The 20,175-nt window shown below is 67.1% G+C and carries 19 protein-coding genes; 13 read left to right on the forward strand and 6 right to left on the reverse strand.

Annotation, left to right across the window (positions count from 1 at the left end):
• The first annotated feature begins 21 nt into the window (after window positions 1-21).
• Genes WDC82_RS08195 through WDC82_RS08230 form a run of 8 tightly spaced genes read left to right on the forward strand, consistent with a single transcriptional unit; the run spans window position 22 to window position 6,748 of the window.
• Window positions 22-885 carry an ABC transporter permease gene (locus WDC82_RS08195; RefSeq protein ID WP_340116768.1) on the forward strand — a complete coding sequence of 288 codons (864 nt, stop codon included), beginning with the start codon at window positions 22-24 and terminating at the stop codon, window positions 883-885.
• Window positions 878-1,660, forward strand: coding sequence for an ABC transporter permease (locus tag WDC82_RS08200; protein ID WP_340116769.1), 783 nt, complete (start codon window positions 878-880; stop codon window positions 1,658-1,660). The genes WDC82_RS08195 and WDC82_RS08200 overlap by 8 nt, the downstream gene beginning before the upstream one ends.
• Window positions 1,657-2,748 (forward strand): ABC transporter ATP-binding protein, encoded by a 1,092-nt coding sequence (locus tag WDC82_RS08205; protein ID WP_340116770.1) that lies wholly within the window; start codon window positions 1,657-1,659, stop codon window positions 2,746-2,748. Before WDC82_RS08200 ends, WDC82_RS08205 begins: the two co-directional genes overlap by 4 nt.
• A gap of 41 nt (window positions 2,749-2,789) precedes the next feature.
• On the forward strand, window positions 2,790-4,088 hold the full coding sequence (locus WDC82_RS08210) for a glycosyltransferase (protein WP_340116771.1): 1,299 nt from the start codon (window positions 2,790-2,792) through the stop codon (window positions 4,086-4,088).
• A complete protein-coding gene (locus tag WDC82_RS08215) occupies window positions 4,088-4,468 on the forward strand; it encodes a cupin domain-containing protein (RefSeq protein WP_340116772.1) in 381 nt (126 codons plus the stop codon). The genes WDC82_RS08210 and WDC82_RS08215 overlap by 1 nt, the downstream gene beginning before the upstream one ends.
• A complete protein-coding gene (locus tag WDC82_RS08220) occupies window positions 4,468-4,833 on the forward strand; it encodes a cupin domain-containing protein (RefSeq protein ID WP_340116773.1) in 366 nt (121 codons plus the stop codon). The genes WDC82_RS08215 and WDC82_RS08220 overlap by 1 nt, the downstream gene beginning before the upstream one ends.
• 14 nt (window positions 4,834-4,847) lie before the next feature.
• Window positions 4,848-5,207: a cupin domain-containing protein gene (locus tag WDC82_RS08225; RefSeq protein ID WP_340116774.1), complete on the forward strand. Its 360-nt coding sequence runs from the start codon at window positions 4,848-4,850 to the stop codon at window positions 5,205-5,207.
• Window positions 5,208-5,221: 14 nt separating this feature from the next.
• Entirely contained in the window at window positions 5,222-6,748 is a 1,527-nt protein-coding gene (locus WDC82_RS08230; RefSeq protein WP_340116775.1) for an aldehyde dehydrogenase family protein, read from the forward strand.
• Here WDC82_RS08230 and WDC82_RS08235 read toward each other — a convergent pair whose 3' ends face one another.
• From WDC82_RS08235 to WDC82_RS08255, 5 genes are read right to left on the reverse strand one after another with little or no spacing between them, the layout of a single operon-like run.
• Entirely contained in the window at window positions 6,749-7,543 is a 795-nt protein-coding gene (locus tag WDC82_RS08235) for a carnitinyl-CoA dehydratase (protein WP_340116776.1), read from the reverse strand.
• A complete protein-coding gene (locus WDC82_RS08240; protein WP_340116777.1) occupies window positions 7,536-9,620 on the reverse strand; it encodes an acetate--CoA ligase family protein in 2,085 nt (694 codons plus the stop codon). The genes WDC82_RS08235 and WDC82_RS08240 overlap by 8 nt, the downstream gene beginning before the upstream one ends.
• On the reverse strand, window positions 9,614-10,774 hold the full coding sequence (locus WDC82_RS08245) for an acyl-CoA dehydrogenase family protein (RefSeq protein WP_340116778.1): 1,161 nt from the start codon (window positions 10,772-10,774) through the stop codon (window positions 9,614-9,616). The genes WDC82_RS08240 and WDC82_RS08245 overlap by 7 nt, the downstream gene beginning before the upstream one ends.
• A gap of 22 nt (window positions 10,775-10,796) precedes the next feature.
• Window positions 10,797-12,281, reverse strand: a complete 1,485-nt coding sequence (locus tag WDC82_RS08250; RefSeq protein ID WP_340116779.1) for a carnitine 3-dehydrogenase — start codon at window positions 12,279-12,281, stop codon at window positions 10,797-10,799.
• A gap of 4 nt (window positions 12,282-12,285) precedes the next feature.
• Window positions 12,286-13,191 (reverse strand): 3-keto-5-aminohexanoate cleavage protein, encoded by a 906-nt coding sequence (locus WDC82_RS08255; protein WP_340116780.1) that lies wholly within the window; start codon window positions 13,189-13,191, stop codon window positions 12,286-12,288.
• A gap of 101 nt (window positions 13,192-13,292) precedes the next feature.
• Between WDC82_RS08255 and WDC82_RS08260 the strand changes: the two genes are divergently transcribed.
• The 3 genes from WDC82_RS08260 to WDC82_RS08270 all read left to right on the forward strand — a co-directional run bounded on the left by WDC82_RS08260 (window position 13,293) and on the right by WDC82_RS08270 (window position 16,190).
• Window positions 13,293-14,285, forward strand: coding sequence for a GlxA family transcriptional regulator (locus tag WDC82_RS08260; RefSeq protein WP_340116781.1), 993 nt, complete (start codon window positions 13,293-13,295; stop codon window positions 14,283-14,285).
• Between the two features lie 110 nt (window positions 14,286-14,395).
• Window positions 14,396-15,610, forward strand: a complete 1,215-nt coding sequence (locus WDC82_RS08265; RefSeq protein WP_340116782.1) for an MFS transporter — start codon at window positions 14,396-14,398, stop codon at window positions 15,608-15,610.
• 112 nt (window positions 15,611-15,722) lie between these two features.
• Window positions 15,723-16,190 (forward strand): NUDIX domain-containing protein, encoded by a 468-nt coding sequence (locus WDC82_RS08270; RefSeq protein WP_340116783.1) that lies wholly within the window; start codon window positions 15,723-15,725, stop codon window positions 16,188-16,190.
• Here WDC82_RS08270 and WDC82_RS08275 read toward each other — a convergent pair.
• Entirely contained in the window at window positions 16,129-17,622 is a 1,494-nt protein-coding gene (locus WDC82_RS08275) for an inorganic phosphate transporter (RefSeq protein WP_340116784.1), read from the reverse strand. The two genes, WDC82_RS08270 and WDC82_RS08275, sit on opposite strands and share 62 nt — an antisense overlap.
• A 274-nt stretch (window positions 17,623-17,896) precedes the next feature.
• On the opposite strand from WDC82_RS08275, the gene WDC82_RS08280 reads away from it, so the two are divergent.
• Together WDC82_RS08280 and WDC82_RS08285 are read left to right on the forward strand one after the other, a co-directional pair.
• Window positions 17,897-19,105: an aromatic ring-hydroxylating dioxygenase subunit alpha gene (locus tag WDC82_RS08280; protein WP_340116785.1), complete on the forward strand. Its 1,209-nt coding sequence runs from the start codon at window positions 17,897-17,899 to the stop codon at window positions 19,103-19,105.
• Window positions 19,106-19,256: 151 nt separating this feature from the next.
• On the forward strand, window positions 19,257-20,171 hold the full coding sequence (locus WDC82_RS08285; RefSeq protein WP_340116786.1) for an ABC transporter permease: 915 nt from the start codon (window positions 19,257-19,259) through the stop codon (window positions 20,169-20,171).
• The last annotated feature ends 4 nt before the right edge of the window (window positions 20,172-20,175 follow it).

A 20,175-nucleotide genomic window follows, 5' to 3' on the forward strand; every position in this document is an offset into this window, starting at 1 on the left:
GGCATCCTTCCGGGAATAACGATGCCCCGCTCTCTCCTCAGAGACTGGCTGCTGCTCGGTCCCGGCCTTACCTGGCTGGCGCTGTTCCTCGTCGTGCCTTGCGGCATCGTCTTCGTCTTCGCCTTCTTCGAGCGCGGCGTCTACGGCGGCATCGACTATCTCTTCACCCTGGAGAACTTCTCCCGCGCCGTCGATCCGCTCTACCTCTCGATCTTCCTCACCTCGGCGAAGATCGCCGGGCTCGCCACCCTCATCGCCCTGCTGCTCGGCTATCCGGCGGCCTACGCCATCGCCCGCGCACCGGCGCGGCGGCAGACCGCCTACCTGGTGCTGGTCATGCTGCCGTTCTGGAGCAACTACCTGATCCGCACCTATGCCTGGATCGTGTTGCTGAACCGCGAGGGCCTCATCAACAAGGGCCTCGGCTCCCTCGGCCTGATCGAGGCGCCGCTGCCGCTGCTCTACAACGAGTTCGCCATCGTGACGGGCCTGGTCTACAACTACCTGCCCTTCGTGGTGCTGGCGATCTACGCCTCCATCAGCCGTCTCAATCCGGAGGTGCTGGAAGCTTCGGAGGATCTCGGTGCCTCCGCGCCGCGCACTTTCTGGCGCGTCACCCTGCCGCTGACGTTGCCGGGCGTCGCCGCCGGCGCGGTCTTCGTCTTCGTGCTCTCCATCGGCAACTTCATCACTCCGGACCTCCTGGGCGGCGGCCGCCTGCAGATGGTCGGCAACATCATCTACGACCAGTTCCTGACGGCGCGGGACTGGCCTTTCGGCGCAACCCTCAGCTTCCTGCTCATCGGCGTCATGATGGTGCTGTTGTTTTCCCAGGCGCTGCTGGTGCGCAAGGCGCAAGGGGAGGGTGGTGCCGCGCATGCCTAGCCTCACGAAACTCTGGCTCGGCGCGCACCTGCGCCTGGTCTACCTCTTTCTCTACCTGCCGATCGCGGTGCTCATGGTGTTGAGCTTCAACCGCGCCGGCCTGCCGACGGCGTGGAGCGGGTTCTCGGTCGAATGGTATGGCGCGCTTCTGGACAACAAGGCGATTCTCAACGCCGCCCTCAACACCCTCATCGTCGCCGTGATCTCCACGCTGCTGGCGACGCTGCTGGGCGCGCTGCTGGCCATCGGCATGGAATACCGCCGCCGCAGCGCGGCGCTGGAGGCGGTGCTCTTCGCGCCGATGATCATTCCCGATATCGTGCTGGCCATCGCCCTCCTGTCGTTCTTCACGCTGCTCGATTTCACGCTGGGTCTGCACTCGATCATCCTCAGCCACGTGGTCTTCAACATCGCCTTCGTCTGCGCCGTGGTGCGCACGCGCCTGCGGCAGTTCGACTGGGCGGTCTTCGAGGCCTCGGTCGACCTCGGCGCCTCGGAGATCACCACTTTCCGACGCATCATCCTGCCGATGATCTTTCCCGGCGTGCTGGCCGGTGCGATGCTGGCCTTCACCCTCTCGGTCGACGAGTTCATCATCGCCTACTTCACGGCGGGCGCGGGGCAGTCGTCCACCACGCTGCCGATGCAGATCTATTCCATGATCCGCTTCGGCGTTACGCCGGAGATCAATGCCTTGGCGACGGTGATCATGCTTGTCAGCTTCACCCTTGTGCTGCTGGCGCAGCGCGTGAACAGGGGGGCGGTCGGCGTATGAAGACTGACGCCCGCACCGTCATCGCCATCCAGGGTCTCACCAAGCGCTTCGGCGAAGTGATCGCGGTCGATGCGGTCGATCTGAACCTGGCGGAAAACGAGTTCTTCGCGCTGCTGGGCCCTTCCGGCTGCGGCAAGACCACGCTCTTGCGCATGATCGCCGGCTTCGCGCGCCCCGATGAGGGCCGCATCCTGCTGGACGGCCAGGACATGACGGCGGTGCGGCCCAGCCGCCGCCCGGTCAACCTGATGTTCCAGTCATACGCGCTCTTCCCGCACATGACGGTGGCGCAGAACATCGCTTACGGACTGGAGATGGATGGCTGCGGGCGGGATGAAATCAAACGCCGCGTCGGCGCGATGCTGGAGATGACCGAGCTGGCGGCCTATGGCGGGCGCAAGCCCGACAGCCTTTCCGGCGGCCAGCGCCAGCGCGTGGCGCTGGCCCGCGCGCTGGTGAAGCGCCCGCGCGTGCTGCTGCTCGACGAACCTCTGGGCGCCCTCGACAAGAAGCTGCGTGAGCAGATGCAGCTTGAGTTGAAACGCATGCAGCATGAGATCGGCATCACTTTCGTGATCGTGACCCACGATCAGGAGGAGGCGCTGGTCATGGCCGACCGCATCGCCGTGCTGCGGGACGGCAGAACCATGCAGGTCGGCAGCCCGCGCGAGCTCTACGAGTTTCCCACCAGTCGCTTCGTCGCCGGCTTCATCGGCAAAATGAACTTCTTTGCCGGAGCGCGCACCTCGCAGGGCGTCGCTTTCGGTGGTGGTGTTCTGGCGGGAACGGCAGCGGAGGCGGCTTCGGCCAACGGCGCGGCCGTTGCCGCCGTGCGTCCGGAGCGGCTACGCCTGGCGACGGCGCGGCCGCAGGGCACCGAAAACGCCGTAGCAGGCCGCATCGTCGACATTGCCTACCACGGCCAGGACCTCAACGTGCATCTGGCGGTCGAGGGCGCGGGCGAAGAAGGAAACGAGCGGGTGCTGGTGCGCCTGCCGGCGGGCGAGGCGGAGGGCGGCGATTGGCGTCCGGGCCTGGATGTCTGGTGCTGCTGGGACGCGGCGCACACCCGCATCCTGGCGGTCTGAAGACCGATGAGACAAGCAGAGCAGAACAGCGAGGCAGCGAGATGAGCGACAAGAAGACCATCGCATTTTTCCCCGAGGCGGCATTCGGCCCGGCCCTCAATTCGGTCGGGATCGCGCAGGCCTGCGAGAAGCTGGGCCACAAGGCGGTGTTCCTCACCGACCCCGGCATGGCCGGCGTCTACGCCGGTTACGACTTCGACGAGCACATGGTGAACATGTCGGAGCCGATGCCGCCGGAGGAGATGGCGAAGTACTGGTCCGATTTCATCAACGGTCATATCCCTAACTTCAACAAGACGCCCTACGAGCAGCTCGACACCTACGTAAAGGACTGCTGGGAAGCCATCGTCGAGACGGCGATCTGGGCGGAGAAGGATCTGCCCGGCGTGCTCGCCAAGGTGAAGCCGGACGTCATCTGCGTCGACAACGTGATTCTTTTTCCGGCGATCAAGCGCTATGCGCGGGAAAACGGCAAGGCCTGGGTGCGCGTCATCTCCTGCTCGGAGAACGAGATCGTCGACCCCGATATCCCGCCGCACCTTTCCGGCTGCGGCGAAAACGACCACGCATGCTTCGAAAAGTTCGACGCCAGGTTCAAGCAGGTCGTGAAGCCTTGCCACGACAAGTTCAACGCCTTCCTGAAGGACTGCGGCGAGGAACCCTATGAGCTGGGCGAGTTCTTCGAGGCCTCGCCCTTCCTCAACCTGCTGCTCTATCCGGAGCCGGTGAAGTTCAAGCGGCGCAACCCGCTGGATCCGGCACGGTTCCAGTATCTGGAAGGCTGCGTCCGCGAAGAGAAGCCCTACGACATTCCGGACTTCGGCGGCTACAACGACAAGCCGCTGGTCTACGTCAGTTTCGGCAGCCTTGGGTCCGGCGACGTCGGCCAGTTGAAGCGCCTCGTCGCCGCGCTGGGCAAGATGCCCCTGCGCGTCCTGATGAACGTCGGCGACTACAAGGACCAGTACGGCGATCTGCCGGCCAACGTCCACATCGAGAGCTGGTTTCCACAGCCTTCCGTCATCAAGCAGGTCGACGCGGCGATCCACCACGGCGGCAACAACTCCTTCAACGAGTGCCTCTACTTCGGCAAGCCGGCGATCGTCATGCCCTTCGTGTGGGACGGCCACGACAACGCGACCCGCGTGCAGGAGACCGGGCACGGACTCCACATGCACCGCGCCAACTGGACCGAAGAAGAGCTGCAGGCGGCGGTGAACCGCCTGCTGACCGACAAGGACATGGCGGCGAAGCTGGCCGCCACCTCGGCCCACATGCAGGGCCGCCATGGGCCGACTAAGGCGGCCGGCCTGCTCGACAAACTGGTGAAAGGCGTCTGATGGCGACGGATGATCTTCCGGCGAGCCTCGCATCCTCGGCGCCGCACCTGCCGGGTGCGCGTACGTGGGCGGAGAGTCTGGCTGACTGGGGCCTCCAGCCGGATGCCCTGGCGGGACAGAGCCGCAGCAGCGGGCGCCTGCTGTGGAAGGGCGAGGGCGGGCGGCCCGAGGTCGGCCTCTGGGTCTGCACGCCGGGGCGCTGGCGCCTCAGCCTGCCGGCGGACGAACTCTGCCACTTTGTCGCGGGAAGGGCGACCTATCGCTCCGACGACGGCGAGGTCATCGAGGTGACGCCGGGTACGGTGGTGCACTTCCGCCAGGGCTGGACCGGCGAATGCGAGGTGACCGAGACCATGCGCAACCTCTACATGCTTGTGTGATGAGCGCGAATTTCAAATCCTCCGCCCCGCACATCCACGGCGTCTCCACCTGGAACGGCGAGATGACCGACTGGGGCGGCCACCTGGAGCCGATCGACGGGCGCTCGATGAACCGCGGGCGCCTGCTGTGGAAGGGCGAGGACGGCCTGCCGGAGGCGGGTCTGTGGATCTGCACGCCAGGCAGCTGGCGGCTCACCCTGCCGCGCGACGAAATGTGCCACTTCGTGGAAGGCCGTGCGGTTTACCGGGGCGACGACGGCGAGGTGATCGACATCGCGCCCGGCACGGTGGTGCACTTCCGCGAGGACTGGACCGGCACGGTGGAAGTATTCGAGACGATCCGCAGCGTCTACATGCTGCGCTGACGAGGACGAAGACGATGACCGATACCAAGACGACGACCCCGGTGATGCGCAACCCGCTGGACATCACCGACACCGTGGACTGGGGACCGATCCCGACGATGATCGAAGGCGAGTCCCGCACCTCCGGCAAGCTGCTGTACAAGGGCCCGGGCGGGTCGCCGGAATCCGGCATCTGGATCTGCACGCCGGGATATTGGAACTGCCACGTCACCTCTGACGAGTTCTGCCATTTTCTCGCCGGGCGCTGCACCTATACGCACGAGTCAGGCGAGGTGATCGAGATCACGCCGGACACCGCCGCCTTTTTTCCCAAGGGATGGAAGGGCACCTGCCGGGTGCACGAGACCGTGCGCAAGGTCTACATGATCCGCTGATCGGACACGCAATGATGGCCGCTTTCGATCCCGCGGTACCCTGCCTCTTCGCCGGCAACGCCTTCCGCGCGCCGGGCAGCGGCGCGGCCTTTACCGTCATCGACCCGGCCTCGCTGGAGACGGTCGGGCAGGCGGCGCGCTGCAATGCCTCCGATGTCGCGGCGGTGGTGGCCGAGGCGAACGCGGCGCAGAAGGCCTGGAAGCGCCTGGATGCCAAGAGCCGGGCGGCGCTGCTGCACCGCCTCGCCGATTCCATCGAGCAAGGCGATTTTCACGATGTGGCGCTGCTGATGGTGCGCGAGATGGGCAAGCCCTATCCCGAGGCGACCGGTGAGCTGGCGAACTGTGCCGGCATCTTCCGCTATTACGCCGAGATGGCGCGCGACGAGGCCGGCAAGGTGGCGGGGACCACCCAGGCGGGCTCCTTCCAGCATTCCCGTTACGAGCCCTACGGCGTCTCGGTGCACATCATGCCGTTCAATTTCCCGATCCTCTTGATGTGCTGGACCGTCGCCGCGTCGCTGGCCGCCGGCAATGCCTGCATCGTGAAGCCGGCCGAGGCGACGACGCTCTGCACCCTGAAGTTCATGGAGCACTTCCGCGTGCTGGCACCGGGCCTGGTGTCCTGCCTGCCCGGCGGCGCGGAGACCGCGCAGGCCCTCATCGCCTCCAAGCGCACTCACGCGGTCGCCTTCACCGGCAGCGTCGCAGCCGGCCGCAAGGTCGCCGTCGCCTGCGCCGAGCGGATGAAGCCCTGCGTCATCGAGGCCGGCGGCAGCGATCCCATGATCATCTCGGCGCACGCCCCGCTCGACGTCGCGGTGCCCGGCGCCGTCACCGCCGCCTTCCACCTCTCCGGCCAGATCTGCACCTCGGCGGAAAGGTTCTATGTGCACGAAGCGGTGCACGACGAGTTTGTCGGGCGTTTTGCCGAGGCGGCAAAGAAGCTGCGCCTCGGCCCAGGCCTGGGACAAACGGAGATCGGCCCGCTGGTCAGCGCAGCCGCGCGCGACAAGGTGATCCGCCTGGTCGACGCGGCGGTCGCCGCCGGCGCCACCGCCGTCTGCGGCGGGCGGGTGCCGCCGGCCTTCAACACCGGCTGGTTCTATGAGCCAACCGTCCTGACCGGCGTGACCCCGGATATGCCGATCATGCAGGAAGAGATCTTCGGCCCGGTCGCCGCCGTCTGCAAAGTCGCGTCCTTCGAGGAGGCGCTGGAACGCGCCAATGCTTCCGACTTCGGCCTCGGCGCCTCGGTCTTCACCACCTCGCTGGCCGAGGCGATGAAGGCCGCGGAGACCCTGGAGGCGGGCATGGTGTGGGTGAACAACCCGCTGATCGACAACGACGCGCTGCCCTTTGGCGGCTGGAAGATGTCCGGCCTGGGGCGCGAGCTCGGGCGCCAGGGGCTCGATGCCTTCCGCCAGTCCAAGATGGTCATCATCGATGCCGAGCCGGCGGTGCAGGACTGGTGGTACCCCTATCCCGACGACTGGTTCTACGACGGCGCCGGGCGTCGCTTCGAGCCGACGGAAGAGTAGCTAGCGGCCCTTCCACTTCGGGTCACGCTTCTCGGCGAAGGCGCGGAAACCCTCCATCTGGTCCTCGCTGTCGTAGAGCAGGTCCACCGTCGGAAACTGCCGCTTGGTGATGCGGTTCATGGCGTCCTGGAAGGACAGCGCCTCCGACTCGCGCGCGACCTCCTTGATGGCGGCGAAGACCAGCGGCGGTCCGCCCTCCAGCAGGCGGGCGATCTCCCAAACGCGATCCAGCAGCTTTTCCTTCGGCAGGATCTCGTTCACCAGGCCCCAGCGGTGCGCTTCCTGGGCATCCATCCAGCGGCCGGTGAACAGCAGGTCCATGGCGATGTGATAGGGCATGCGCTTGGGCAGCTTCACCGTCGCGGCGTCGGCCAGGGTGCCGGCGCGGATCTCCGGCAGCGCGAAGGTGGTGTGCTCTGCTGCCAGGATGAGATCGGCGGAAAGAGCCAGCTCGAAGCCGCCGCCGACGGCCATGCCGTTCACCGCCGCGATCACCGGCTTGTTGAGCCCGCGCAACTCCTGCAGGCCGGCGAAGCCACCGACGCCGTAGTCGCCGTCCACCGCGTCGCCGCCGGCCGCTGCCTTCAAGTCCCAGCCGGCGGAGAAGAACTTGTCGCCGGCGGTGGTGAGAATGGCGACGCGCAATTCCGGATTGTCGCGGAAGGCCTTAAAGGTCTCGCCCATCAGCCGGCTGGTGGCGAGGTCGATGGCGTTGGCCTTGGGCCGGTCGAGGGTCACCTCCAGAATGCCGCCCTCGCGGCGGCAGCGGATCACATTGGAGTCGGGATCAGGCATCGGATGTCTCCTTCCTGACGATCAGGGCGTCGGCAGCGAAGGCGCCCCGGCCCTCGGCTGACACGATCAAGGGATTGATTTCCAGTTCGACGATGGCGTCCTGCTCGGCCAATACCAGGCGCTGCACCGCCTCGATGGTCTCGATCACGGCCACCAGATCGCCTTTGGCACGGCCGCGGAAGCCGGCCAAGAGCGGGGCCGACTTGAGGTTCGCGAGGGCCGCTTCGAGCTCCGCGCGGGTTGCCGGCAGCGGCAGGGTGACGGTATCGCGCAGCAGCTCGACCAGCACGCCGCCACTGCCCAGCGTGAGCACCAAGCCGAAGGGCGGGTCGGCGGTGATGCCGACGATGAGCTCGGAGAGCGGGTCGGCGACCATGCGCTCGACGTAGAGTCCGCTGCCGATGCCGGCCAGCGCCGTGGCCGCTTTGCGCAAAGCCTCCGGGCCTGCGAGGTTCAGGTGCACGCCGCCGGCCTCGGTCTTGTGGGCGAGGCCGAGGGCCTTCAAAGCCACCGGGTAGCCGAGGCCCTCTGCGGCTGCGATGGCCTCCTCGGCGTTGGCGACGCGGTGGCCGGCCGGCACGGCGACGCCGTGGCGCGCCAGCAGGTCCTTGGCCGCGACCTCGTCGAGCGTCTTGGTCGTGCCCCCGGTCGTCGTCGCCAGCGCGACCGGCGGCGGCGCCTCGCGTCGCCAAGCGGTGCCGATGTCGGCGGCTGCTTCTGCCGCGTCGAGCGCCTCGCCGATCCCGCCCAGCGGCACCAGGCCGCGTGCCAGAATGTCCGCCGCCTGTGTCTCCGAGATGTTCTCCGGCAGGCTGGCGACCACCGCGCCCTTGGCGCTGTGAGCTTTCAGCGCGGCTTCGAAGGCGCGCAGGGTCGTCCACCAGTCGGTGTCGGCGCAGCGGTCACCGCGCGGAAAGTCGAGCACCAGGAGGTTGAGGTCGAAGCCGGCGCCGACCATGGCGGTGAAGGTCGCCGTCATCGCCGGCTCGTCGGCCCAGATGAAGGTGTGATAGTCGAGCGGATTGGCCACCGTCACCAGCGGCCCGAGGGTCGCCTTCGCGGCGCTGGTCTGTGCCGGGGTCAGCGCGCGGTAGAAGACGCGCCGGCCTTCGGCGGAATCCGCCATGACCGAGGCCTCGCCGCCCGAGCAGCTCATCGACGACAAGGCATAGCCCGCGAGCGGCCCGGTGACGTGCAGCAGCTTCAGGGTCTCCAGGAAGGCGGGGATCGAGTTCAGCCGCGCGATGCCGAGGCGGCGCAGGAAGGCGTCGGAGGCGGCATCGGAACCCGCCAGCGAGGCGGTGTGCGACAGCGTCGCGGCGCGCGCCTGTGCAGAGCGGCCGAGCTTCATGGCGACCACCGGCTTCTTCAGCGCGCGGGCCTTGGCGGCGACGGTCTCCAGGGCGGTCAGGGAATCGAAGCCTTCGATGTGCAGGCCCAAGGCGGTGACCCGCGGGTCGTCGAGCAGTCCGAGCGCCAGTTCCGAAAGGCCGGTCTGTGCCTGATTGCCGGCCGTCATCACGTAGGCCAGCGGCAGGCCGCGGCGCTGCATGGTCATGTTGATGGCGATGTTGGACGACTGCGTGACGATGGCGACACCGCGCGCGTCCTTGGCGAGGCGCTGGCCGCCGTGCTGATCGGGCCACAAGAGGGCGCCGTCGCCGTAGTTGATCATGCCGTAGCAGTTGGGGCCGATCATCGGCATGGCGCCGGCGGCCTCCACCAACGCCGCCTGCAGGCTCTCGCCCTCGGCGTCCTCGCTGCCCGCCTCGCGGAAGCCGGAGGCGTAGCAGACGGCACCGCCGGCCCCGCGCGCGGCAAGCTCGCGAACCACATCGATGGTGAGGTGCCTGTTCACCGCGACGAAGGCGGCGTCCGGCGCGCCGGGCAGGTCAGCGACCGAGCGGTAGGCGCGGCGGCCGGCCACTTCGTCCTTACCCGGATGTACCGGCCAGATCTCGCCGGTGTAGCCCATGCGATCGCATTGACGCACGACCTCCGCCGCCGGGCCGCCGCCGATGACGGCGATGGTGCGGGGCCGCAAAAGGCGTTCGAGGGAGCGCGGCGGTCTCAGCATCCGAGCGGCCGCAGCAGTTCGCGCGAGATGATGTGGCGCTGGATCTCCGAGGTGCCGTCCCAAATGCGCTCGACCCGGGCGTCGCGCCAGAAGCGCTCCAGCGGAAGGTCGTCCATCAGTCCCATGCCGCCGTGGATCTGGATCGCCTCGTCGGTAACGCGCGCCAGCATCTCGGTGGCGTAGAGCTTGGCAGAGGCGATCTCGCGGTTCGCCGGCAGACCCTGGTCGAGGCGCCAGGCGGCGGAAAGCGTCAGCCAGTCCGCCGCATCGATCTCCGTCACCATGTCGGCGAGCTTGAAGGAGACGCCCTGGAAGCGGCCGATCTTCTGGCCGAACTGCTTGCGCTCGGCGGCGTAACCGACCGCATAGTCGAAAGCGCGCCGCGCGCGGCCCACCGCCATGGTGGCGACGGTGAGGCGGGTGGCGTAGAGCCAGTCGTTGGCGATGTCGAAGCCACGGTGTAGTTCGCCCAGGATCTGGCCCTTGGGCAGGCGGCAGTTGTCGAAGCTGAGGATGCAGTTGTGGTAGCCGTGGTGCGAGACCGAGTTGTAGCCCTTCAGGATCTCGAAGCCCGGGGTGCCGCGGTCGACCAGAAAGCAGGTGATCTTCTTTTTCGTGCCGGCGGCGGTTTCCTCCTCGCCGGTGGCGATGAAGACGATGACGAAGTCGGCGATGTCGGCGTGGCTGATGAAGTGCTTGCTGCCGTTGACGATCCAGTCGTCGCCGTCGGGCCGTGCGCTGCACTTCATGCCGCGCACGTCGGAGCCGGCATCGGGCTCGGACATGGCGAGCGCGTCGAACTTGTCGCCGCGCACTGCGGGCAGCAGGTAGCGCTCGCGCTGCTCGCCCTCGCAGGCCATGAGGATGCCGGAGGGCCGCCCGAAGAACACGGTGAGCGCCATGGAGGCGCGGCCGAGTTCACGCTCCAGCAGGGTGAAGTCGAGATGGCCGAGACCGCCGCCGCCGACGTCCTCCGGCATGTTGGCGGCGAAGAAGCCGATGTCGCGGCACTTGCGCGCGATCTCCAGGCCCAGCTCGCGCGGCACGGCGCGGTCGCGCTCGACCTGCGCCTCATGCGGGTAGAGCTCGTTCTCGACGAAGCTGCGCACGGTGTCGACGATCATCTGCTGTTCTTCGCTGAGACCGAAGTTCATCGCGGAAATCTCCCTTTTCGTGCTACCGGGCCTGGCCGACGGCGCGGCCGGTGCCTTCGGGACGTTCCAGCCTTGCGTGGGCCGCCGCCAGTTCAGCCGCCTTGGCGGCGATGGCCGGCGCCGGGTCGGCGGCGCTGCGGGTCTTCAGGCTGACGTGGATCAGCATGTGCTCGCCGGTTGCCAGCAGACGCCCATCCTCGTGATAGAGCCGGTGGAAGAGATGCAGCTTCTTGCCCGCCGCTGCCAAGACCTGGGTGGTCGCCTTCACGGGCTCCAGTGCCGCCACCTCGTCCAGGTGGCGGATGTGGGTCTCGACGGTGAAGTAGGAGCCGCCGTTTGTCACGTAGTCGGCGTCGACGCCGATCAGCCGCAGCAGCGCGTCGCTGGCGTCGGCGAAACACTGCAGGTAGCGGCTCTCGGTCATGTGGTTGTTGTAGTCGGTCCAGTCGGCCGGTACCCGCATGTCGAGGGTCGGGACCGGCTGCGAGGGATCGAAGTCTGCTGCCCCGGCCACTGCGGCGCCGGCGGCGTCGACCAGACCGCGCTCGTAGGCCGCCAGCGCCTTGCCGGCGCCCCAGTCCTTCACCTTCAGCGCCTGCAGGATGGCGATGAGGTTGTCGTCACGGATACGCTCCAGCTCGCGGATGGAGTATTTGCCGGACTGTTCGTCGGACTGGCTGGACACCAGGTCGACCAGCTCGTCGGTGAAGTCCGGCACGTTGGTCAGCTTGGTCCAGGGCCACTTCAGACAGGGGCCGAACTGCGCCATGAAGTGGCGCATGCCGGCCTCGCCGCCGGCGATGCGGTAGGTCTCGAAGATGCCCATCTGCGCCCAGCGCAGGCCGAATCCGTAACGGATGGCGTCGTCGATCTCCGCGGTGGTGGCGATGCCGTCGGTGACCAGCCAGAGGCACTCGCGCCACACCGCTTCGAGCAGCCGGTCGGCCACGAAGGCCTCGATCTCCTTCTTGATGTGCAGCGGATGCATGCCGAGGGCGGTGTAGATCGCCTTGGCGCGCTCAATGGTCACCGGCGCCGTCTTGGCACCGCCGACCAGCTCGACCAGCGGCAGCAGGTAGACCGGATTAAAAGGATGAGCGACGAGCAGACGCTCGGGCAGCATCATCTTCGCCTGCAGATCGCTGGGCAGGATGCCGGACGTCGAGGACGCGATGAGCGCGGTCGGCAGGGCGGCGGTCTCCACTTCGGCGTAGACCGCCTGCTTGATGTCCAGGCGCTCGGGAACCGATTCGACGATCAGTTCGGCGTTCCTCACCGCCTCGGCGATGCTGGCCGCGAAGGTGAGGCGGCCCTTGGACCGGCGCGGCGCCAGGGTCAGCTTGGCATAGGCGCGCTCGGCGTTGTCGAGCACCGCCTGCAGGCGCCGTTCGGCCTCCGGCGCCGGGTCGTAGACCGCGACGTCGATGCCGTTCTCCAGCAGGCGGGCGACCCAGCCCGCGCCGATCACGCCGCCGCCGATGGCGGCCGCCTTCTTGATGATGCTCATCGGTCTACCAGCGCTTCTGCAGCTTCAGTTTCTCGCGCACCTCGGCCGGGCCGAGGAGTCGGCTGCCCATCGCCGTGGCGATGGTCGCCGCGCGCTCGACGAGCTGGCCGTTGGTCGCCAGGACGCCCTTGCCCAGCCAGATGTTGTCCTCCAGGCCGACGCGGATGTTACCGCCGGCGAGCACCGCCATGGCGGCGTAGGGCAGCTGGTTGCGGCCGATGGAGAACGCCGAGAACACCCAGTCGTCGGGCAGGTTGGCCGTCATCGCCATGAGGGTCGCAATGTCGTCCGGCGCGCCCCAGGGGATGCCCATGCAGAGCTGGATCATCACCGGGTCGTCGATCAGCCCCTGGTCCTTCAGCCACTTGGCCAGCAGCACGTGGCCGGTGTCGAAGGCCTCGATCTCCGGGCGCACGCCCAGCGCCTGAACCTGCCGGGCCATCTCCTTCAGCATGGCCGGCGTGTTGGTCATGATGTAGTCGCCCTCGCCGAAGTTCATGGTGCCGCAGTCGATGGTGCAGATCTCCGGCAGGATCTGGCGCACGTGGTCCAGGCGCTCGCTGGCGCCGGCCATGTCGGTGCCGCTGCCGGACGGCGGCAGCGGCTGCTCGACGCTGCCCAGCGTCAGGTCGCCGCCCATGCCGGCGGTCAGGTTCAGCACCATGTCGACGCCGGAGTCCTTAATGTAACCGACGGCCTCGGCATAGAGCGCCGGGGCGCGCGCCGGCCCGCCGGTTTCCGGGTTGCGCACGTGGATGTGGACCACGGCGGCACCGGCCTGAGCGGCCTCGATGCAGGCGTCGGCGATCTGGCGCGGCGTCACCGGCACCTTGTCGGAGCGCCCGGTGGTGTCGCCGGCGCCGGTCACGGCGCAGGTGATGAAAACGTCGCGGCTGGGCTGCAGGGCCATCTCTGGTTCTCTCCGATCTTCTTTTGGGGCCGGTGTGACATCCGGCCCCCGATGATGACGCCCTTGCCGAATTAGAATTGACGATTTACGAATACAAATTGATGAAAAGCGAAAGCTCGATCTTTGCGCCCGCGGACGATCCCCTCGCGGTGACCCTGCTGCTGCTGCCCGATTCCTCGATGCTGTCGCTGGCATCGACGCTGGACCCTCTGCGCGCGGCCAACCGCCTGGCACGCCGCCCGCTGTTCTCCTGGCGCATCGTCACGCCCGACGGCAGCCCGGCGACACTCACCTGCGGCGTGCCGGTGGCGGCCGAGGGCGCGCTTACCCGCCAGCTTTCCGGCGACGTCCTCATCGTCGTCGCCGGGTTTTACCAGGAGCGCCATGCCGGCAGGGAGGTTCTGACCCGGCTGCGCGCGGCGGCGCGCAACTTCCGTGCCCTCGGCGGCATCGAGGCCGGCAGCTGGCTCCTGGCCCGCGCCGGCCTGCTGGACGGGCGCGCGGCGACCACCCACTGGGAAGATCTGGAGGACTTCGGCCAGCGCTTTCCGGAGGTGAACCTGCTGCCGGACCGCTTCGTCATCGACGGGCGGGTCTTCACCGCGGGCGGCGCCTCACCCAGCTTCGATCTGATGCTGCACCTGATCCGCAGCCGCTTCGGCTATGCCCTGGCGCTGGAGGTGGCCAGCGTCTTCATCTACGACGAGGCCCACGCGGCGAGCGACGCCCAGCCTTTGGTCTCGCTCGGCCGCCTTGCCGGCTACGAGCCGCGGGTCGCCGCCGCCATCCGCCTGATGGAGCAGCGCCTCGACAGCCCGCTCACCACGGCGGCCATCGCCAAGCGGCTGGAGGTTTCCGTGCGGACCCTGGAGCTGCTGTTCAAGCAGGCGCTCGGCATGGGCCCCGGCACCTATTACCTGCGCCTGCGCCTACAGGCCGCCCGCCGCCTGCTGCTCGATACCCGCCTTTCCATGCAGGTCATCGCCGTGCGCTGCGGATTCGGTTCGCATTCCGCCTTCTCGCGCATCTTCCGCCAGCACTTCGCGGTCAGTCCCAGCGCCTATCGCCGCGGTCCCCGCGGCAGCGTGGCGTGAGGTATTTGCTGGCTGAATCGCGCTATTGTATGTCTTAGTCTCGCGAGACAGGCAGGCCTCAAAGGGCACAAGCTGGGCGGCAGAGCGAAACAGCTGCCGAAGAGGCGCCGATGCATGAGCGGCTGAATTTCCTTTTCCTGAACCTGGGTCATTTCTTCGACCATTTCTTCATTCTGATCATCGCGACGGTCGTGCTGGCGCTGGGTCCGCAGTGGGGCATGGATTACGATGCGCTGATCCCCTACGCGACGCCGTGCTTCGTCATGTTCGGCCTGGGCGCGATCCCGTCGGGCTGGCTGGCGGACAAGTGGAGCCGGGAAGGCATGATGATCGTCTTCTTCACCGGCATCGGCGCCGCGTCGATTCTGGCCGGCTTCGCGACGACGCCGCTGGAACTCGGGGCCTGCCTTTTCCTCGTTGGCGTGTTCGCCTCCATCTACCATCCCGTCGGCATCGCCATGGTGGTGCACGGCCGGCAGAAGGCGGGCATGCCGCTGGCGGTCAACGGCGTGTTTGGCAACCTGGGCGTGGCGTCTGCAGCGCTGGTCGCCGGCTTCCTGGTCGACACCAAGGGCTGGCAGGCCGCCTTCATTCTGCCGGGCCTTGTCTCGATCGGGCTGGGCGCCGCCTATGCTCTGCTGGTTTGGAGCGGCCGGCACGCACGGGCCGAGGCGATCCGCAGCGGTGCCGCCGCGGCGCGGGCATCGGCGGGCACGGTACAGGTCGAGCGCCAGACGCTGATCCGCATCTTCACGATCGTTTTCCTCACCACGGCGCTGGGCAGCATGATCTTCCAGTGCATGACCTTCGCGCTGCCCAAGATCTTCGACGAAAGGCTTGCGGACTTCGCCACCACGCCGACCGAGGTCGGCTGGTGGGCTTTCCTGGTCTTCGCGGCGGCGGCTCTGGCCCAGCTCGTGGTCGGCTACCTGCTCGACCGCCACTCGGCGCGCACCATCTTCCTGCTGGTCGCCGGCTTCCAGGCCCCGCTGTTTTTCGTGACGATGAATCTGGCGGGCGTGCCGGCGCTGGTGACGGCGCTGGGATTCATGCTGCTGGTGTTCGGGCAGATCCCCATCAACGACGTGCTGGTCGCCCGGGTCAGCAAGAGCGAATGGCGCAGCCGCGCCTTCGCCGGCCGCCTGATCGTCGGCTTCGGCATCAGCTCGACCGCCATCCCGCTGGTATCCTTCGTCTACCGCGAAGGGGGCTTTGCCGTCCTCTTCGCGATCATGGCCGTCCTCGCGATGGCGATCTGCCTGGCGGTGAGCTTCCTGCCGCGCACCGGTGCCGTGTTTTCCCAGCAGGTCGCCCCGGCGGAATAGGGGCGGCCCCGCGGCGGAGTCTGGGCTTGATCCCGCTATGGTCCTGGCCGACACTCAATTTCGTGCATGCCAACCTGCAACGGTCCCGCAAGCCGCAAACCAAGGTCATGAGATGCATCGCGTCGGCATAATCCCCTTCGATACGAGAGACACCGCCGTGGCGGTCCTGTTCGTCACCTCGCAGACCCGCGGGAGATGGATTCTGCCCAAAGGCAAGATCAAGCCGAACGAGACGCACCTGGAGGCCTGCCTGCGCGAAGGTTTCGAGGAAGCCGGCGTGAAGGGCATCGTTCTCGCGGACTTTCCGATAACGGTTGTCGTCACCAAGCAAACCACTTCCGGCAAGGTCGCGTTGCCGGTCACCTACTACCCGCTGCTGGTGACCGAGCAGGTCGACGAATGGCCGGAGAAGGATCGGCGTCAGCGGCACTGGGCGTTGATCGAGGACGCGCCGCGAGTCGCCTACCGCGAGGATCTCCTGCCGCTGATCAAGCAGTTCGACGACCTGCGGCCGTGGATCACAGAAGCTGCAGGCCGCCATAAATCAGCGCAGCCAGAAGCGCTGACGCCGGCACGGTGATTACCCAGGCGGAGGCGATGGAGAACACGAAGCGCCGCCGCACGAGCAGCCGCACGGAGCGGAAGCCACGGCTGTTGAAGGCATCCTCGGCGGTCGCGTTCAGCTTGTGGCCGGGCCTGAGTTTGCGCTTGTTCGGGTTTTCCAGGAACTCGCGGAGGAAGCCGACGCCGAACACCGCGCCGACAGCGATGTGCGTCGAACTGACGGGCAGCCCCAGGGTCGTGGCGATCAGCACCGTCACCGCCGCCGACAAAGCGACACAGTAGGCGCGTGGCGAGTTCAGCCGCGTGATCTTCTCGCCGACGACCGCGATCAGCTTCGGCCCGAAGAGGCCGAGGCCCAGCGCAATGCCGAAGGCACCGACCGCCATCACCCACAGCGGAATCGTAACCTGGGTTGCGATTCCGCCCGACTGCTGCACGGTCGAGACGATCGCGGCGAGCGGACCGACCGCGTTGGCGACGTCGTTGGCGCCGTGGGCGAAAGACAGCAGCGCGGCGCCCGCGATCAGCGGGACGTCGAACAGCTGGTTGATGTCGGACCGCTTGTTGCCCAGGCCGCGGACGCGCGCACGGACATAGGGGCGCGCTGCGGCATAGGCCGCCACGAAAGCCAGGCCCGAGAGGAGGACAATCTCCACCGCGCCGGGATGCCAGACCTTGTTGAGGCCTTTCAACAGCATGTAGGCGGTGAAGGCGCCGGCCATCAGCGCGATCAGGACCGGCACCCAGGTCTTCGCGGCGGTAAGGCGATCCTCGGCATAGAGGATCTTCACCTTGATGAAATAGAGAATCAGAGCGGCGAAGCCGGCGCCGAACGCAGGCGAGATCACCCAGCTCGCAGCAATGGCGGCCATCGTCGTCCAGTTGACCAGGCCGAAGCCCCCCACCGCGATGCCGGCGCCGAGAACGCCACCGACGATCGAATGCGTCGTCGAAACAGGGGCATTGAGGATCGTCGCCAGGTTGATCCACAGGGCGGCGGCGAACAGCGCGCTGAGCATCAGGTCCCGGAACATCGCGACGCTGACGTCCGGCCCCGGCGAGATGATGCCCTTGGAAACGGTCTTCACGACGTCGCCACCGGCAAGCAGCGCCCCCGCAGCCTCGCAGACCGCGGCGATCACCACCGCCGCCAGGACGGTCAGCACCTTGCCGCCGACGGCGGGGCCCATGTTGTTGGCGACGTCGTTGGCGCCGATGTTCAGGGCCATGTAGCCGCCGACCACCGCAGCGACGGCGACGATCAGCCAGTCTTCGCTGATCGTGCTTTGATAGCCGGCGACGGCGCTGCCGACCACTGCCAGGAACAGAACCGAGAACCCGAGGGGCACAACGATCCTGCGCAGGTCGAAGAACAGCGACTGTCCGTAACCGTAACGCCTGAGATCGTTGACGTAGCGATTCTCACGTTTTTTCTCAGAATATGCCAAGCGACCAGACCGCGCCCTTTGGATGACCAACAGCGACAGAGATCACAGATGCGCGCCGACTTGTCCAGAATCGATGGGCACGCCGCCTCCGGGCGGGCCGGTCTGCCGGCCGCTCTTGGATAACCCGGCCGGCGACAGGGCGCGCGCACCATCTAACATCTTGTTCCGCAGCGGATATTTCCGAAGTCTTCGGATCGCCGGCTCGCGGCAGGTGACAAGGCCTCGGCAAGGTGATAATTTAATTGAGCGCTCATTTAAATAACGGAGACGCTCGGTGCGTAACTCATTGGAAAAACTTGAAATCCCGGAGGGGTGGGATCGTTCCGGGCTGCCGGGCTGGACCTATTTCAACGACGAACTGCTGGACCTCGAAACCGAGGTGCTGTTCCGCCGCCACTGGCAGCTGGCCTGCCACGTGGGCGACCTGCCGGAACCGGGCGACTACGTCACCTTCGACATGTGTGGTGAGCGCGCGCTCATCGTGCGCGGCGACGACGGCGTCGTGCGCGCCTTTCACAACGTCTGCCGCCACCGCGGCTCGCGCGTGGCCACCAAGACCAAGGGGAAGTGTCGCTCGGCGATGGTCTGCCCCTTTCACGGCTGGAGCTACAATCTGGACGGCACCCTGCGCGGCGCCGCCAAGCCGAGGAGTCTGCCCAAGCTGGATCCGGTAGAGTTCGGCCTGAAGCCGGTCGAACACGAGATCTGGCAGGGCTTCGTCTTCGTGCGCTTCAAGCCCGGCCCGCAGCCGGCGGTGAAGGATGTCATGGCGCCCTTCGAGGCCGAGGCGGCGCTCTACAACGTCCCGGAAATGGAACCGGCCTACCGTGGCTATTGGAAATCCGAGACGGCGGTGAACTGGAAGGCCGTGCGCGACGTCGACAACGAGGGCTACCACGTGCCGATGGCGCATCCCGGCCTGCAGGACCTCTACGGCCACGGTTACTTCGACGAGCCGATGGCAAAGGGGGCCAACCGCTCCTTCGGTCCCTTCAACGAGGGGCCGGGCAAGCTGTGGAGCGTGCGCGCCTACAAGAATATCGTGCCGGACATGCCGAACCTGCCGGCGAGCCACAAGCGCGCGTGGGTCTACCTCGGCCTGTTCCCCAACACGGTGATGACCTTCTATCCCGAAAGCGTGATGTTCTATCAGGAGTTCCCGGTGCACGCCGGTCTCACCCTGCAGCGCGGCGCGACCTACAAGTACAAGAACGAGACGCGCGAGATGCGCCTCGCCCGCTACCTCAGCACCCGCATCGATCGCGACACGGTGCTGGAGGACGTCCAGCTGACCATCTGGTCCTGCGAGGCCGCCAAATCGAGCGGCTACGATGGAATCATGCTTTCGGATCTGGAATACGGCGTGCGAAGCTATCATGACCAGCTGCGCGAACTGCTGCCGATCCTGAACCAGAAGCAGGCGCCGGCGCCGGGAACAATAAAGCGGCTGGCCCACGACATCGCGACGTCGGGCGTGGCGTGACGGATCCCGCCGGAGGGCGGCGGACGAACCACAAAAGCAGGGCCGGCAACGAACCGGCTAAAGGGGGCCAGGGAGTGAATCAGGCATCTGCCGCCGGGCGCGGCAGTCACGGCTTTCGCCAATGCCGTAGGCGCCGCCTAGGGCCGCGACCATGGTCGCGATGAGCGGCGGGACTCTGGCCGCGCGGGCGGAGGGTCTTTGGGCGCGGCTCTCGCGCAACGAGAGCGCACGCGGTCTGGCCCTGGTCAGTCCGACCTTCCTCTACGCCCTGCTGCTGCTGGTGGCGCCGATCCTGGTCATCATCGCCTTCAGCTTCTGGACCCAGGACTACCTGACCATCGACCGCACGGCGACCCTCGCCAATTACCGCGAGGCCTGGAGCGATCCGCTATACCGCACTCTGATGTTCCGCTCCCTCGGGGTGTCAGCCGTGGTGACGGCGATCACCGTGCTGCTGGCCTATCCGATGGCCTACTATCTGTCCTTCCACGGCGGCCAGCGCAAAGCGCTGTGGCTGTTTCTCATCACCATCCCGTTCTGGACCAGCTACCTGCTGCGGGTCTTCGCCTGGAAGATCATCCTCGGCTACAACGGCGTGGTGAACGCCAGCCTGATGGAGCTAGGGATCCTGGCCCAGCCGATGGAATTCCTGCTCTACAACGTGAACGCCGTGGTGATCACCCTGGCGCACGCCTGGGCGCCCTTCGCCATCCTGCCGATCTTCGTGTCGCTGGAGAAGATCGACCGCAGCCTGCTGGAGGCGGCGACCGACCTGGGCGACGGGCCACTCCGGCGCTTCCTGCGCATCACCCTGCCGCTATCGCTGCCCGGCGTGGTGGCCGCGGCGCTCATCGTCTTCATTCCGACGGTCGGCGACTACGTGACGCCGCGTCTGGTCGGCGGCAAGGACGGCCTGATGATCGCCAACATGATCCAGGTACAGTTCGGCAAGGCCAACGACTGGCCGCTCGGCGCCGCGCTGGCGGTGTCCACCATGGTCATCGTCACCGCGGCTTCGCTGGCCTTCGCCCTGCTGGTGCGCCAGCTCGGCACGCGGTTCCGATAGCGGA

Source organism: Pelagibius sp. 7325, assembly GCF_037652055.1.
In the GTDB taxonomy this organism is placed as follows: domain Bacteria; phylum Pseudomonadota; class Alphaproteobacteria; order Kiloniellales; family Kiloniellaceae; genus Pelagibius.